This is a genomic window from Streptomyces sp. NPDC002386 (assembly GCF_053593175.1).
The window spans coordinates 26324-41932 of the sequence record NZ_JBSFBX010000018.1 but is presented as its reverse complement, the minus strand read 5'-3'; the positions used below and the strand labels follow the sequence as shown (position 1 = coordinate 41932).

Below are 15609 nucleotides of genomic sequence, written 5' to 3'. Positions count from 1 at the left end.
CGGGAGGGGCGTGCCGGTCGAGGCCGCCCCGGTGCGTTCGGTCCCGGTCTCAGCCGCTCACCGGCCCGGGCGGCAGGTCGACCCACGTCCGGCTCTCGGCCGAGGCCACCATGGCGTCCAGCACCGCGGCCGCGCGCACCGCGTCCGCGAGGGTGGTGCCGTACGGTCTGCCCTCGGCGACGGAGCGCAGGAAGCGGTACGCCTCGATGACCTTCAGGTCGTCGTAGCCCATCGCGTTGGCCGCGCCCGGCTGGAACGCGGCGTACTCACCGTCGCCGGGCCCGACGAACACCGTGCTCACCGGCTGGTCCTGGTACGCCGTGCCGCGGCTCACCGCCAGTTCGTTCATCCTGCGGAAGTCCCAGAAGACCGCGCCCCGCGTGCCGTGCACCTCGAAGCCGTAGCTGTTCTGCTCGCCGACCGAGACCCGGCAGGCCTCCAGCACCCCGCGGGCGCCGGAGGCGAAGCGCAGCAGACAGCCGACCCAGTCCTCGTTCTCGACCGGACCCGGCTCGCCGCCGAGGGCCCGCGCGTGTCCGGCGGTGGCACCCGCCGGACGGGCCCGCTCGGGCACGAAGACGGCCGTGTCCGCGATGAGCGAGGCGATGTCGCCGGCCAGGAAGCGGGCCAGGTCCGCGCCGTGCGAGGCCAGGTCGCCGAGTACTCCGCTGCCGCCGCGCGCACGCTCGTAACGCCAGGTCAGAGCGGAGTCGGGATGGGCGGCGTAGTCGCTGAACAGACGGATGCGGGCATGGGTGACGGTGCCGATCTCTCCCTCGGCGATCAGGTCGCGGGCGGCCTCCACGGCGGGCGCGTTGCGGTAGTTGAAGCCGACCGTGCCCTGGACGCCGGCCCTCGCGACCGCATCGGCGACCGCACGGGTGTCCGCGCCGGTCAGCCCCACCGGCTTCTCGATCCACAGATGCTTGCCCGCCTCGGCCATCGCCACCCCGACCTCCCGGTGCAGGAAGTTCGGCACGGTGACGCTCACGGCCCGCACCCGCGGGTCGGCGGCCACCTCGCGCCAGTCGCGGGTGGCGTGCGCGAAGCCGAACCGCTCGGCCGCCTCCCCGGCCCGGCCCGGCACCTCCTCGGCGACCGTCAGGAGCTCGGGGCGCAGCGGCAGTTGCGGATAGTGGTGCCCCACGCGGGCGTACGCCTGGGTGTGCACCCGGCCCATCCAGCCGAAACCGACGACGGCGACACCGAGCGCATCCACCATGACAGCACCTCTGCTCATGCCTGGACCGGTTCAACCCCTGTCGAGGTCACCTTTGTGCGGACATGGTGGGCGTGTCAATCAGGATGCGGCCGGCCGGCTCCCGCGCGGTGCCCCTCACAGATTGATCGCGTAGGCCTTGCGCAGCGTCTCGTGCACGGTCCACGTCGTACGGTCGCCCGCGCGCAGCACGGCCAGATCGCCGGGCCCCACCCGCAGCGTGGCGCCGCCCTCGACCTCGATCGTCGCGGACCCGCTGATCACCACGAACAGCTCGTCCGCCTCGGTGTCGGTGACCACGCCCGGCGTGATCTGCCAGACCCCGCGGAGCTGCCGGCCGTCCGCGGACTCCCACACCACCTTGCCCGTCACCTCGGGGTTCCCGGAGACGATCTGCTCCGGGTCGAGCGGCTCGGGTTCGAGTTCGGCGTCGGGGACGTGGAGAGCGAAGCTGTGCGTCATGCGGCGACCCTATCCAGCGGCGCCGCCGCACGGCCGTCGACAGTGTGTGCGGCATCGGGCCCGGCGGGCGGACACTTCGTCGCGCCGGCCGCGGCCGCCACCGCCCCGCGCGCGATGACGGCGGTGAGGGCACCCGCCCGGGTGCGGTAGGGTTGACCTGCGTGATCACGCGGCGGGGCCGCGTGAGTGGGCAACGGGACGTGGCGCAGCTTGGTAGCGCACTTGACTGGGGGTCAAGGGGTCGCAGGTTCAAATCCTGTCGTCCCGACTTGTGAGCACGCGGGTCAGGGGCCGTGTCGGAGTGATCCGGCACGGCCCCTCGATCATTTCCCGGGAGCTCCCGGCCCTCGATGATCCGAACGCCGGACTTCCGTGCGTGTCGGCCCGGGCCGGTCCGGAGGTACGCGTTCCGCGGGTTAGCGTCGACCGGCATGTGACGCGGGACTACGGAAGGCAGCGCGGTGTCGACGGTCGGGGCACGCACCAGGGCGACGAACCTGCCGATCGTCCTCGGCCTCTCCCTCGCCTTCGCCGTCACGGCCATCGACCCCCTGGTGCTCAGCCTCAACCTGCCGCAGGTGAGCCGGTCCCTTCACGTACCGACGCAGATCCTGGGTCTGCTGAGCGGTGCGGCGACACTGGTGATGGCCGCCGCGGTCCTCGCCGCGGGCAGCCTCGGAGACGTCTTCGGGCTCAAGCGGCTGCTGATGCTGGGACTCGTGGTCGTCACCGTCGTCGACCTGCTCTCGATGCTGTCGCCCGGCTACGGCTTCCTGCTGACGATGCGCTTCCTGGTCGGGCTGGGAATGACCGCGCTGCTGGGCATGCCGCTGGCCCTGCTGAAGGTGTCGGTGGAGCCGGAGCGGCGGCCGGTGGCCATCGGTGTGCTGATGGCCGTGAACATGGTCCTGTGCGGGGTGCTTCCCGCCTTCACGGGCTGGGCGGTGGGGGCCCTCGGCTGGCGGTTCCTGTTCCTGATCGCCCCCGTGCTGTGCATGGTCTCGCTCTGGCTGACGGCCCGGTACGTCCCCGAGCCGCCGCGCCATCCGGGACGCCGCTTCGACGTGCTCGGCGTGACCTTGATCGGGACCACTCTGCTGACCCTCGTCGTCGGCCTCGCGGCGGCGCAGAACGGAGTCTCCCGGCCCCAGACCTGGGTGCCGCTGGCGATCAGCGTGATCGTCGCCGTGCTGTTCGTGCGGCATGAACGCCACGCTCGCGAACCCGCCCTGAACCTCACGCTGTTCCGCAGGGCACCGTTCAGCGTGGCCCTCTCGGCGACGCTCACCCTGAACCTCCTCGTCGCCGGACTCGGCATCGTGCTCGGCCAGTTCGGCAGCGCGGTCCTGTCGCTGTCCCCCGAGGACATCGGCCTGCTCTTCCTGCCCGGCACCCTGCTGACCGCGGGTGTCGTGATCCTGGCCGGACGCCTGGTGGGGAAGTACACCCCGCGGCCGGTGATGGTCACCGGCCTGCTGGTGATGGCGGCGAGCGGACTGCTGCTGGCGGGCACCGCGGGTCCCGCCATGGCGGTGTGGCTGCTCGTGCCGGCCGTCTGGATGTGCAACCTGGGGTCGCTCGTCACCTCCACCTCGGTCTCCGAGACGGTGCTCTCCGAGGCGCCGCCCGGGCACTCCGGCACCGTGGCCTCCGTCCAGATGGCCTTCGCGATGACCGGGGCCGCCTTCGGGCCCACCGTCTACATCCTGCTCTTCGACCTCTTCTTCCAGCGACGGTGGCTGGCGGACGCGAAGTCGCGCGGCCTGTCGGCGCACAACGCCGAACAGGCCGTGGACGCGGTGCGCAGCGGGATGGCGCAGAACCCGGGTGGCAGCGTCTACGACCCGAACCTGCTCCGGCAGGCTTCCGGGCTGGACATCGGCCTGGACTTCACCGACGGACTGCGCCTGACGATGCTGACGGTGAGCGTCCTTCCGCTCGTCGTGGCCACCCTGGCCTGGCTGCTGATGCCCCGCCGCGGGAAGCCCCGGGATTAGGGGGCGTCTCCCCGGTCTTCGCGGGTCCGCGACGCCCGGCACGGCACCTCGCCGCACGCCCGAACCGCCCACGTACGCCCGGTACGAGGGCGACTCGACCGCACGCCGAGGCACCGCACCGGACGCCGCGGCCTGATCCACGAAGATCGGGGAGACGCCCCCCAGGACCCGGTGGGGCGCTCCCGCTCGTCAGGTCAGGCGCTTGATCGGAGGGCACTCCCAGAGCGCGTCGACGACCGCCGGATGCGGCAGGTACATGCGCAGGGCGGCGTACCACGTGCCGTGGTCCGGGGTGGCCAGCCAGTTGGACTCCTCGGCGGCGCCCGGGGAATCCGGCCGCAGGTGAATGGTCAGGCTGCCGTCCGTGCCGGTCACCAGTCCCGGGGTCCGGTCGCCGATGGAGTAGCGGCCGAGCGGGTTGGGGACCAGGTTCCGGTCCTCGCCGTAGACGGTGAGGGACCAGAAGGCGTCCACCGGAGGGAGACTTCCCGGCTCGAAGCGCAGTTCGTAGCGGCCCGTGGACAGCTTCGCGCCGTCCGCGTCGTGGAAGGCCGCCAGGTAGCACGACTCCTCGGGATCGTTGACGGCGATGCCGACCAGGGACTGCTCCGCGGCCCGCCGCAGGAAGTCGTCACCGAACCGCCCCAACTGCGGCGGCGGGTACCGCCAGCCGTTGACGACGCGGGCCCATTCACCGCTGAGCAGTTGCTGTTCCAGCATGGGCACACCGGTGGCCGCCGCCCGGACCAGGCTCTGCCTGACGGACTCCGGCTGAGCCTCGACATCCAGCCCGGGCCCGATGCCGATCTCCGCGAACTGCCGCAGCAGGACCTCGTGGTGCTGCGGCGGCGGATTCTCGGCCAGCATCGCGTTCAGCGTCTTCCACGGCCCGAGGGGATCTTCGGCCGCGTCGATCGGTTCCAGCACGTCACGCCGGGCCGGAAGCGGTGCCGCGTCCTTGCCGAACAGGTGGAGCGGGACCAGCCGGTACCGGTCCTGGAGGGCATGGACGTTCGGGAGGTCCTGCTCACCCGTGACGAGGGTCCGTCCGACGATGACGATCCAGGGGCTCGGGGCGGTCGCCGTGCGACGCACGCCGTCGGGGAGGTTCCCGGTCCATCCCGGCCCGATGAGGGCGAAGTCGCCGGCGTGCGGACCGGTGGCGCGACCGCCCACGTAGTCGTAGTTGTCGGAGGTGATGCCGACCAGTTCGAAGGTGAAGTACCGGTCTCCCATGTCCGGGTGCGACAGGACGACGGGTTCCTCGCTCAGGTCGACCCAGGCGAAGGAGTACAGGGTGTCGTTGTTCGGGGAGAGGCCCTGCCGGTCGGAGGCGTCGAAGAGCTTCCGGGCGTGCCAGAAGTGGTTCACGGGCGCGTACGGCGTCATCTCGTCGTCCGGCTGCCGGGCCACCCACCGGTGGCGGAGGCCCGCGTTGTAGATGTACGGGAAGCCGTAGACGAAGGCCTGCTCCCCGAGCGTGTAGGCGTACTCACGGCGCCAGTCGGTCACGTGGCCGGTCAGCACCGGCTTGACCGACTGCCACATCAGGGGCAGCGCGTGCGACGTCCTGCGGGCGTGCCCGGCCGTCGCCTTCGGGTGGCGTACGGCGTCCGCGGTGGCCCTGCCCGTCGCGACCGCGGCCCTGCCGATGGTCGACGCCACTCCCGTGACCTGCTGCCGCAGCCGTTCCCCGGTGCTGTTGATCGTGGCTTCGGAGGGCATAACCGTGTTCCTTTCCGGCACGGCGCCCCACATCGGCCGGCCGTACGGCAGACGACCGTCGGCAAGCGGTCCCGGCTCCTCCTGCGGGCCGACGGGCTGCGTCGTTCGCCGTGCCTCGTCGGATGTCGGGCGGGTTGCTCCATACGGCCGGACCCACTGATTCGAGTAGATCACCGCAGCTGGGGCCGGGCAACCGCGTGGGGCCCCGGGGCCGGCACGGCGTCTCGGAGACGGCGGGGTCCCCTTTCGCGGCCCGGGGGTTCAGTCCCCGGCGGCCGCCCACAGGCCTCGGACATGGCCGAGGTGCCGGGTCATGATCTCCCGCACGGCCTTCTCGTCCCGTTCCAGCAGTGCGTCCAGCAGTTCCAGGTGTTCCTCGGCGGAGGCGAGCAGCCGGCCCGCCTCGACCAGGGACGTCAGACCGTAGAGCCGGGAGCGGCCGCGCAGGTCGGCGACCACCTCCACCAGGTGGGCGTTGCCCGCCAGGGCGAGCAGGCCGAGGTGGAAACGGGTGTCCGCCTCGACGTAGGCGATCAGGTCGCCGGCCGCCGCGGCGGCGACGATCTCCCTCGCGGCCGGGCGCAACGCCTCCAGACAGACCCGGTCGGCCGTACGGGCCAGGTCCACCACGGTGGGTGTCTCGATCAGGGCGCGGACGTGCGTGTACTCGTCGAGCTGCCGCTCGGAGACGGCGGTGACCCGGAAGCCCTTGTTCGGCACCGTGTCGACCAGGCCCTCCTTCGCCAGGTCCAGCATGGCCTCGCGCACCGGCGTCGCCGACACCCCGAAGCGGGCCGCCAGCGAGGGCGCCGAGTAGACCTGCCCCGGCCGCAGTTCGCCCGCGATCAGCGCGGCCCGCAGCGCGTCGGCGACCCGCTCGCGGTAGCTGCTCCGCCGGCCGCCCAGTCGGGGGAGCGCGGGTGCGTCCGCTTCCTGCGGTCTCTGTGCCATGTCACGCATCATCGAAGTCTAGAGGACGAACCCCTCCGGGAAGGGGTCGGACGGATCGAGCAGGTACTGGGCGGTGCCGGTGATCCAGGCGCGGCCGGTGAAACTCGGCAGCACGGCGGGGAGCCGGCCGACCCGGGAGGTGCCGAGCAGCCGGCCCGTGAAGCGGGTGCCGATGAAGGACTCGTTGACGAACTCGGTGTGCAGCGGGAGTTCGCCCCGCGCGTGCAACTGCGCCATGCGCGCGCTCGTCCCCGTGCCGCAGGGGGAACGGTCGAACCAGCCCGGGTGGATGACCATCGCGTGCCGCGAGTGGCGGGCGGTGGCGTCCGGCGCGTGGAGATGCACGTGGTGGCAGCCGCGGATCGACGGGTCCTCAGGGTGCACCGGTTCCGACTCCGCGTTGATCGCCCGCATCAGCGCGAGGCCGGCCGTCATGATGTCGTCCTTGCGGGCGCGGTCGAAGGGCAGACCGAAGGCGTCGAGCGGGAGGATGGCGTAGAAGTTGCCGCCGTAGGCGAGGTCGTAGGTGACGGTGCGGCCGTCGGGGAGCGTGGCCTCGCGGTCCAGGTCCACCGCGAAGGAGGGCACGTTCCGCAGCGTCACGTCGCGCGCCGCTCCGTCCTCCACCGCCACCTCGGCGACCACGACCCCCGCGGGGGTGTCCAGGCGGATCGTCGTCACCGGTTCCGTCACCTCCACCATGCCGGTCTCCACCAGCACGGTCGCCACGCCGATGGTGCCGTGCCCGCACATCGGCAGGTAGCCGGAGACCTCGATGTAGATGACGCCCCAGTCGCAGTCGGGCCGGGTCGGCGGCTGCAGGATCGCGCCGCTCATCGCGGAGTGCCCGCGCGGCTCGTTCATCAGCAGCCGCTTGATGTGATCGCGGTGCTCCCGGAAGTACAGCCGCCGCTCGTTCATCGTCGCACCGGGCACGGTGCCGATCCCGCCGGTGATCACCCGGGTCGGCATGCCCTCGGTGTGCGAGTCGACGGCGTGCAGGACGAGCTTGCTGCGCATGCTCCGGCCTCTCTGTGGGGGGCGTCGGGCTGGTCGGACCACCCGCCGCGGCGTACGCGTCAGGCGAGACCGGCGGCCAGGGCCTTCTCGGTGGCGGCGCGGACGGCCGCCTCCTGTCCGGGCAGCAGCGGAACGCGTGGCGGGCGCACCGGGCCGCCGTACCGGCCGACCACGTCCATGGACAGTTTGATCGCCTGCACGAACTCGACCCGTGAGTCCCAGCGCAGCAGCGGGTGCAACTGCCGGTACAGCGGGAGCGCGGTGGCCAGGTCCCCGGCCGTGGCGGCGCGGTACAGCTCGGCCGAGGCCCGGGGGAGCGCGTTGGGGTAGCCGGCCACCCAGCCCTTGGCGCCGGCCACGGCGAGCTCCAGCAGGACGTCGTCGGCGCCGATCAGCAGATCGAGCTCGGGAGCGAGTTCGGCGATGCGGTAGGCGCGGCGGACGTCACCGGAGAACTCCTTGACACCGTGGACGTGACCCTCGCCGTGCAGCCGGGCGAGGAGTTCGGGCACGAGGTCGACCTTGGTGTCGACCGGGTTGTTGTACGCCACCACCGGCAGGCCCGCCCGCGCGACCTCGGCGTAGTGCGCCAGCACGGACCGCTCGTCGGCGCGGTAGGCGTTGGGCGGCAGCAGCATCACGGCCGCACAGCCGGCCTCGGCCGCCTGCTCGGCCCACCGCCGCGCCTCGGCCGAGCCGTACGCCGCGACGCCCGGCATGACCCGTGCCCCGCCGATCGCGGCGACGGCCGTCCTCACGACCTCGGCCCGCTCCCCGGGAGTGAGTACCTGGTACTCGCCGAGGGAGCCGTTCGGCACGACGCCGTCGCAGCCGTTCTCCACCAGCCAGGAGCAGTGTTCGGCGTACCGGTCGTGGTCCACCGACAGGTCCGCGCGGAGCGGGAGTGCGGTGGCCACGAGGATGCCGCGCCAGGGGCGGCTCTGCTGGAGGGTCATGTGTGGTCCCCATTCCCATAGGGTGTGACATTTTACTGTTTGCCCGTCCCGAGCCGATGTCGTGATCGGTGCGGGTGCGGGTGCGGGTGCGGGTGCGGGTGCGGGTGCGGGTGCGGGCAGGTCAGTCCGGCTGCGACTCCGGCAGGGTGGCCAGTACGCCGAGGGGTACCGGCCGGGCGAACGGCCGGCGTCCTGGAGTGAACGGGCAACCGGTCAGTCCGGCCACCGCGGGGCCGCACATCCGGCCCTGGCACCAGCCCATCCCGGCGCGCGTCAGCAGCTTCACGGTGCGCGCGTCCCCGGCTCCGAGGTCTCCGGCCGCCTCGCGGACCTGCCCGGCGGAGACCTCCTCGCAGCGGCACACCGTCGTGTCGTCCGGCAGCCGGTCGGCCCAGTCCACGGGCGGCGCGTACACCGCGTCCAGCGCGGCGGCGAAGGCCCGCAGCCGGGTACGGGCCCGGGCTGCCGCGGCCCATGCGTGCGGGTCCGGGGCGGTACCGTGCAGGCGGGCGGCGATCGAACGGCCGGCGACGTGTCCCTCGGCGAGCGCGAGGTCCGCGCCGCCGATGCCGGTGGCCTCCCCGGCCGCCCAGACGCCCGGCACATCGGTGCGCTGCTCGGTGTCGACGCGGACGCCGTTCCCGGACAGGGTGCAGCCGAGTGCCTCGGCCAGGTCGGTGTGGGGCAGCAATCCGTGCCCGACCGCGAGGGCGTCGCACGGAATACGCCGGGCGGTGCCGGGTACGAGCCGCCCGTCCCGGCCCAGCGCGGCGACGGTGACCGCCTCCAGCCGGTCGGCGCCGTGCGCCTCGACCACGGTGTGCCGGACCAGGGGCCGTACCCCGTGCCGCAGCAACCGGGCCGCGTACCCGGCGCCTTCGGCGAGCTTGCCGGGCTGCCCGGCAAGCGCCGGAGCCCGCCGCAGCAGCGCCCTCGGACCGGCGGACTCCACCAGCGCGGCCACCCGGACGCCCGCCTCGGCGAGTCCGGCGGCCACCGGGAGCAGCAACGGGCCGGTGCCGGCTACGACGACCGTCCTTCCGGGCGGCACCAGTTGGCCCTTGAGCATGGCCTGCGCGCCGCCCGCGGTGACGACTCCGGGGAGCGTCCAGCCGGGGAAGGGCAGCACCCGCTCGTAGCCGCCGGTGGCGAGCAGCACCGCGTCGGCGCGTACGGTGACCCCCTCCTCCTGCGCCGGGCCGCGCAGCGCGTGCACCGCGAACTCCCCGGACGCGGGATATCGCTCCACGCACCAGACGTGATGATCCGTCAGGTGAGCGATGTATCCGGTGGCCCGGTGCCGGTCCAGCGCGTCCCGCAGCCGTTCCCAGGTGCCTGCCCGAGGGCGCGGTGCGGGCCGGCGGCGCGCCGCCGGCGCGACCGCGGGCCGCCGGTGGATCTGGCCGCCCGCCTGCTCGGCCGCGTCGACCAGGGTCACCCGCACCCCGCGTGCGACAGCGGCGAGAGCGCCGGCCAGCCCCGCCGGGCCCGCCCCGACCACGACGAGATGCGGTCGCTCAGCCATCCTCGTGTCCCGTTCCCTCCTGTGTGCGGATCACATCGCCCGGTGCGAGCGGGGCCAGGCAGGCCCGTTGGTTCGGGCGCCCGTTGACGGTCACCAGGCAGTCGAAGCACACCCCGATCCCGCAGAACACCCCGCGTGGCCGGCCCCCGCCGCGCGTGACGCGCCAGGAGGTCACGCCCGCCGCCCACAGCGCCGCCGCGACCGTCTGGCCGGGCAGCGCCGCCACGGGCCGGCCGTCGAAGGTCACGGTGAACGCGGCGGCCGGACGCGCCCCGGGCGGCTGCGAAGCGGTCACGGCGTCTCGCCTCCACTCGCCCTCGGGGCAGTCCCGGCCGCGCCGAACCGGTCCGGGCGGAACGGGCCGAGATCCAGTTCCGTCGCCTTCCCGGTCAGCGCCTGCGCGATCAACTGCCCGGTGCCGGTGGCCAGTCCGATGCCCGCGCCCTCGTGTCCGCAGGCGTGCAGCAGACCGGGTACGCGCGGGTCGGGGCCGATCGCCGGGAGGTGGTCGGGCAGGTACGGCCGCAAGCCCGCGTACGTCCGCAGTGCGCGCACCCGCTCCAGGAAGGGGAACAGGCCGATCGCGCCTGCCGCGAGCGCCCGTACGGCCGGCAGGGACAGGGAGCGGTCGAAGCCCACCCGTTCACGGGTCGCCCCGATCAGGACCGGCCCGGCGGCGGTGCCCTCGACGACCGGCGAGGTCCGGAGCGCCGCCGAATCGCTCGCCACGTCCGCCACGTAGTCGGCCGCGTACACCTTGTGCCGGACCAGCCGCGGAAGTGGCTCGGTGACCAGTACGAAGCCGCGCCGGGGGAGTACCGGGAGGTGAACGCCCGCCAGGGCGGCGAGTTCGCCGCACCAGGTACCGGCGGCGTTCACCACGGCCGGGGCGTGGATGTCGCCCTGGGCGGTACGGACCCCGCGGACCGCTCCGTCCCGCCCGCGCAGCACGCCGGTCACGGACAGGCCCGTGTGCAGCCGCGCCCCCGAGGCGCGGATCAGGTGGGCGGCGGCGAGGGCGGGCATGACCTGGGCGTCCTGCGGATAGAACAGCCCACCCGCGGTATCGGGGGTCAAGTGCGGCTCCAGTGAAGCAAGTTCCCGGGTGTCGGCTCGCACGGCGTCGACCCCCGCGGCCCGTTGGCGCTCGGCGAGGCCGCGCAGTGCGGCGAGTTCGGCCGGCGTCTTGGCGACGACGAGGCCGCCCTTGGGCTCGTACTCGATCGCCGGGCCGAACTCGTCCGCAAGACGCGCCCACAGTCCGGCGGAGAACAGGGCCAGTTCGAGTTCGGGGCCCGGGTCCTTGTCGGAGACCAGCAGGTTGCCCTCGCCGGCGCCCGTGGTGCCCCCGGCGACCGGGCCACGGTCCACCACGCTCACGTCGAGACCCGCCCGCGCGGCGTACAGCGCGCAGGCCGCACCCACCGCACCGGCCCCGACGACCACGACGTCACAGGTCGGTCGCATCGCCACGCCAGTAATATGTCACATGACGCACCGTCGGGAACAGGCCCCGGCGCGTACGCGATCCCGTCGCGGGGCGTCAGTCCAGTGTGGTCGGGGTCGGGGAAGGCGTCTTGCCCGCCAGCACCTGCTGCAGGCGCTGGGTGCCCTGCTGGACCGCCGTCTCCGTGCTGTCGTGATCGACGCCGGACGGGCCGCCGTTGGTGACCAGGATCCCCGAGGAGCCGACCCGGACGGCGGCCACGTCCAGCTTGAGCGTGACGGGCTCTCCGTTCGAGGTGCCCTGCACCGTCAGGGTGAGGCCCTGCCTGCCGTCTCCCACGGCGGGCAGCGGACTGCTCACGACCTGCACGGTCCGCTTGCCGCCGTCCGAACCGGTCACCGTGAACTGGTCGCAGGTGTCCGACAGGCTCTTCATCCAGTCCAGGGACTTCTCCAGCGAGCCCTTGCCGTAGTCGCCCACCTGGTACAGCAGCCGGGCGTCGCCCTGGGTGAAGCCGGTGAGCGCCGACGCTCCCACCGGGCGGCCCAGCAGCGTGTCCGAGTACAGGCCGTCCAGCAGCTTCTGGCAGTCCTGCGAGCTGGTCTTGCCGTTCAGGAACGAGGCGACGTCGACCTTGCCGACCAGCAGCTTGTCGCGCCAGCTCGACGCGTTGTTCGCCTGCGTCCACGCGTCCTCGATGTCGGCCTCGGTGATCAGCGCGGCCTTCGCCCCGTTCGTGGTCAGCGCCCGCGAGGCCGACGCGGACGGCGAGGAGGGGGACGGCGACGGAGACGACGGGGACAGCGAGGACAGCGAGGGGGAGGACGGGGACTGCTTCGCCGCCGGGGAGGCGGGCGCGGCCTCCGGCGACCCGGTGTCGCCCGCGCAGGCGGCGGTGACCAGCAGTGCCCCCGTCGCCAGCGCCGAGGCGAGAACACGTGCGGGGCGGGACGGACGGTCCATCGCGGCGGCCTCCTCAGAGCGCGGTACGTCCCTCCACATCAGCACCGGCCCGGCCGGCCGACGAGCGCAGTGCGGCGTTCGGGTGACCCCGGGCCGTCCGCCGTATGGACGTCCCCTTGACGCCGCGGTACGCCCGATCGACACTCCAGGGAAGGGAATCCCAGCGAACGGGTAGGGAATATGGTGCGCGTCGAGACGGTGGCCGGCCGAGCGGGCCGCACGCCGCCCCCCGCACCCCTTCTCACCTCCCGCCTGCACATCGACCTGCTGCGCGTCTGCAGCGCGATCGGCCTGCACCGCTGACAGCCGGTCGCCGCGAGCCGCCGCGCTACCCCTCGGACGGCAGCAGGCCTCCGGTCGCCGCCCGCTGCCCGTCCGCGGACGCAGACCGGTGTATGCAGGCCCGCCTCCTCACGCCGGGCCGGTCCGCCCCCGCCCTCGTCCCTCGTCGCACCCACGCCGCATTCGCCGCGCCCGCCTCCGCGCGCCCGCACCAGGGGAGACGCATGTCCATCGCTCCGCTCGCCGCCGTCCCGTCGCTCCGCCGCTCCGCCCCCGTCTTCCGAGGCCGCATCGGCCAGGACGCGCGCAGCGGCCACTACGCCGTGCCGCACCGCTACCGGCTCCATCTGTCGACCGCGTCCCCCGAGGGGCTGCGGCTCGCCATCGGCCACCGCCTGCTCGGCCTCGACGACAGCTGTCCGGTGACCGTCCTGCCGGCCGTACCGGACCAACCCGACGGCGGCCACTCGGCGTTGCGCCCGCTGTACGAGGCGAGCGCGCACCACTACACCGGGCCCGCGCTCGCTCCGGTGCTCAGCGACGACTGGTCCGGCCGCATCGTCAGCACGCACGCCCCGGAGATCCTCCGCGACCTGGACCGCTTCCGGCCGGCCGGACGTGCCTCGCTGTACCCGAGCGGCGCGGAGAGCCAGATCGAGGCCGTGGAGCGGCTCTGTGCCGAGGACATCCAGCGGGCGGCGCGGCGCGCGGTGGAAGCCGGCGCCGATCCGGCCGTCCGGGCCGCCGCGCTGGAACAGCTGCTGGGCACGCTGGGCCGGCTGGAGCGGTACCTGGCGGGGGAGGAGTACCTGGTCGCCGGACGGCTGACCGCCGCCGACGTCGAACTGTGGGTGTCACTGGTCCAGTTGGACACCGTGCACGGCCGTCGTCTCGACGCCTCGGCCGTACGACGTGTCGCCGCCCACCCGGTGCTCTGGGGGCACGTCCGGCGGCTGACCGCCCGCCCCGCCTTCGCCGCACACCTCGACGGGTTCGTGTCCTCGGCCGAGTGAACCGTGCCGCCGCCTCGACAGCGGGGCCATCGGGACGGTCGCGGCAAGCGGGCTCTCGCCGGGGACGCGACGGCGGGGCCGGAGGACGTCTCCCTCCCCCGAAGGTGACGTCCCCCGACCGCGCTCCCCCCGTGCCCGAATGCGGCCTGGGCCGCCAGGGTGCCGTACCCGGCCGGCCGGGCGCCTGAGTCGAGGGGTACTCAAGTCGCCCTGTATCAGAACTGAGTAGGCGCGCTCCTGTTCGTGTGACGACTCACGAACAGGACGCGAAGACGCTGGAACTGCCCTGGCCGTTCACCGGGCGGGAGGACGAACTGGACCTGGTCCGCCGGGCGCTGACGGCCGGACGGCCGGGCATCGTGGTGACCGGGCCGGCCGGGCGGGGCAAGACCCGGCTGGTGACGGAGGCGGTCCGGGGCCTGGACTGCGCCCGGGTGACCGGCACCCCCGAGACCATGGGCCTGCGCTTCGCCGCCTTCGCGCACCTGCTGCCCGACGCCGTCTCGCTGCACGGAGCGGTACGGCTCCTGTCCGGAGTGCGCCTCCTCGTCGTCGACGACGCCCACCTGCTCGACGAGGCCTCCGCGGCGCTCGTGCACCAGCTCGCCGCCCACGGCGGCACCCGGCTGGCGGTGACCGCCACCGATGGCGCCGCCGCGCCCGCCGCCGTCTCCAGACTCTGGACGGGGGAGCTGCTGCCCCGCCTGGCCCTGCCGCCGCTGCCCCGCGAGGACACCGACCGGCTCCTCGCGACGGCCGGACTCGAGCCGCTCACCATGGGCCGGCTGCACCTGCTGTGCCAGGGCGATCTCAGGCTCCTGCGCGACCTGTTGGCGGCGCTGCACCGCTCCGGCGCCCTGATCGCCGCCCCGGGCGGCGGCGGACGGGCCTGGCGCGGGCCGCTCCCGGTCACCGCGACCGTCCGTGAGCGCCTGGCCGCCGTCCTCGACCGGTCCGACGCCGACGAGCGCGAGACACTGCACCGGCTCGCCTTCGCCGAGCCCCTGCCGCTCGACCTGGACGGACTCGACCTGGACGTCCTCGAACGCCTGGAGCAGGACGGGCTGATCGACGTCGACGACCACGGCTCGGTCACCCTCGCCCACCCCCTGCACGGCCCGGCCCTGCGCGCCACCGCGGGCCCGCTGCGGGCGCGCCGGCTGGCCCGCACCCCGAACCGGTGCGGGCCCGCGCTCTCGGCCGAACGGGCCGCGCTGGAACGCCGGCTGGAGCGGCACGACGTACGGGCCGTGCCGACCCCGGTCGGCGACTGGCTGCTGTCCGAGGGGCTGGCGGTCCCGGGCGGCTATGCCGCCGTGCGCGCCCGGTACGCCCGGCTGCGAGGTGAGCTGCGTGAGGCGGCCGCCTGGGCACGCGAGGGCCTGCGCGCCGAACCGGAGGACGGCGTATGCGGTGCCGAACTCGACTTAGCGGTATGTCAATTCGGCGACATCGCGGGAACGGGGGTGTGGGCGGCGGCGGCACGGGGCGACATCGGGGCCGCCCTGGACCAGATCGCCGGGGACGAGGCGTCGGCGCTCTACGACGCCGTACGGCTGGGGGCGCCGGAGCGGGTCGCCGGGCGGCTGCCGGGCGAGGGGGTGTTCGCCCGGCACGCCGACGCGCTCGCCCGCGGCGACGGCCCCGCCCTGGACCGGGCCGCCGAGGCGCTGGCGGAGCGCGGCTTCCTGCTGTTCGCGGCCGAGGCGCACGCGCAGGCCGTACCGGTCCACCGCGACCCGCGCGCCGCCCGCCTCTCCCGCACCCGGGCGCTCGCCCTGGCCCGCCGCTGCCAGGGTGCCCGGACCCCGGCGCTCTCCGGACTCGTCCTCGGCGAACTCACCGCCCGGCAACGGCAGATCGTCGCCCTCGCGGCCTCCGGTCTCAGCAACCGGCAGATCGCCGAGCGGCTCACGCTCTCCGTGCGGACCGTCGGCAACCACCTGTACGGCGCCTACGCCCGCCTCGGCGCGAACGACCGCGGCGCACTGCCGGCCCTCCCGGACCTGCCGGCGGCGGAACCCGCCTGATGGCCGTGGCCCGGACGGC

The 15609-nt window shown here is 74.0% G+C and carries 14 protein-coding genes and 1 tRNA gene; 5 read left to right on the top strand and 10 right to left on the bottom strand.

What is annotated here, in order from left to right:
- Window positions 1–49 precede the first annotated feature (49 nt).
- Complete coding sequence (locus ACWCPN_RS29920) at window positions 50–1222, bottom strand: Gfo/Idh/MocA family protein (protein ID WP_451212356.1); 1173 nt, start codon at window positions 1220–1222, stop codon at window positions 50–52.
- Window positions 1223–1336: 114 nt separating this feature from the next.
- Window positions 1337–1681: a cupin domain-containing protein gene (locus ACWCPN_RS29915; RefSeq protein WP_199212867.1), complete on the bottom strand. Its 345-nt coding sequence runs from the start codon at window positions 1679–1681 to the stop codon at window positions 1337–1339.
- A 194-nt stretch (window positions 1682–1875) separates the two neighbouring features.
- Here ACWCPN_RS29915 and ACWCPN_RS29910 point away from each other — a divergent pair.
- Window positions 1876–1949 (top strand) — tRNA-Pro (locus ACWCPN_RS29910).
- 193 nt (window positions 1950–2142) lie between these two features.
- Complete coding sequence (locus ACWCPN_RS29905; protein ID WP_451212353.1) at window positions 2143–3678, top strand: MFS transporter; 1536 nt, start codon at window positions 2143–2145, stop codon at window positions 3676–3678.
- A 189-nt stretch (window positions 3679–3867) separates the two neighbouring features.
- On the opposite strand, the gene ACWCPN_RS29900 is transcribed toward ACWCPN_RS29905, so the two are convergent.
- The 8 genes from ACWCPN_RS29900 to ACWCPN_RS29865 all read right to left on the bottom strand — a co-directional run bounded on the left by ACWCPN_RS29900 (window position 3868) and on the right by ACWCPN_RS29865 (window position 12265).
- A complete protein-coding gene (locus ACWCPN_RS29900; RefSeq protein WP_451212350.1) occupies window positions 3868–5403 on the bottom strand; it encodes a DUF1254 domain-containing protein in 1536 nt (511 codons plus the stop codon).
- A gap of 261 nt (window positions 5404–5664) precedes the next feature.
- Window positions 5665–6366 carry a GntR family transcriptional regulator gene (locus ACWCPN_RS29895; protein ID WP_451212347.1) on the bottom strand — a complete coding sequence of 234 codons (702 nt, stop codon included), beginning with the start codon at window positions 6364–6366 and terminating at the stop codon, window positions 5665–5667.
- Between the two features lie 6 nt (window positions 6367–6372).
- Window positions 6373–7374, bottom strand: a complete 1002-nt coding sequence (locus ACWCPN_RS29890; RefSeq protein ID WP_365128871.1) for a proline racemase family protein — start codon at window positions 7372–7374, stop codon at window positions 6373–6375.
- A gap of 59 nt (window positions 7375–7433) precedes the next feature.
- Window positions 7434–8330 (bottom strand): dihydrodipicolinate synthase family protein, encoded by an 897-nt coding sequence (locus tag ACWCPN_RS29885; RefSeq protein ID WP_451212343.1) that lies wholly within the window; start codon window positions 8328–8330, stop codon window positions 7434–7436.
- 121 nt (window positions 8331–8451) lie between these two features.
- Entirely contained in the window at window positions 8452–9855 is a 1404-nt protein-coding gene (locus ACWCPN_RS29880) for an FAD-dependent oxidoreductase (protein ID WP_451212340.1), read from the bottom strand.
- Window positions 9848–10150 (bottom strand): (2Fe-2S)-binding protein, encoded by a 303-nt coding sequence (locus ACWCPN_RS29875; protein ID WP_451212337.1) that lies wholly within the window; start codon window positions 10148–10150, stop codon window positions 9848–9850. The genes ACWCPN_RS29880 and ACWCPN_RS29875 overlap by 8 nt, the downstream gene beginning before the upstream one ends.
- Window positions 10147–11328, bottom strand: a complete 1182-nt coding sequence (locus ACWCPN_RS29870) for an NAD(P)/FAD-dependent oxidoreductase (protein WP_451212334.1) — start codon at window positions 11326–11328, stop codon at window positions 10147–10149. The genes ACWCPN_RS29875 and ACWCPN_RS29870 overlap by 4 nt, the downstream gene beginning before the upstream one ends.
- A 70-nt stretch (window positions 11329–11398) precedes the next feature.
- The gene (locus tag ACWCPN_RS29865; RefSeq protein ID WP_451212331.1) at window positions 11399–12265 is read right to left on the bottom strand and encodes a hypothetical protein; all 867 of its coding nucleotides are present in this window, start codon (window positions 12263–12265) and stop codon (window positions 11399–11401) included.
- Between the two features lie 180 nt (window positions 12266–12445).
- On the opposite strand from ACWCPN_RS29865, the gene ACWCPN_RS29860 reads away from it, so the two are divergent.
- The 3 genes from ACWCPN_RS29860 (at window position 12446) to ACWCPN_RS29850 (ending at window position 15590) form a co-directional block, all read left to right on the top strand.
- The gene (locus tag ACWCPN_RS29860) at window positions 12446–12568 is read left to right on the top strand and encodes a putative leader peptide (RefSeq protein WP_451212328.1); all 123 of its coding nucleotides are present in this window, start codon (window positions 12446–12448) and stop codon (window positions 12566–12568) included.
- Window positions 12569–12771: 203 nt separating this feature from the next.
- Window positions 12772–13560 carry a glutathione S-transferase C-terminal domain-containing protein gene (locus ACWCPN_RS29855; protein WP_451212326.1) on the top strand — a complete coding sequence of 263 codons (789 nt, stop codon included), beginning with the start codon at window positions 12772–12774 and terminating at the stop codon, window positions 13558–13560.
- 245 nt (window positions 13561–13805) lie between these two features.
- On the top strand, window positions 13806–15590 hold the full coding sequence (locus ACWCPN_RS29850; RefSeq protein WP_451212323.1) for a LuxR family transcriptional regulator AbsR2: 1785 nt from the start codon (window positions 13806–13808) through the stop codon (window positions 15588–15590).
- Window positions 15591–15609 lie beyond the last annotated feature (19 nt).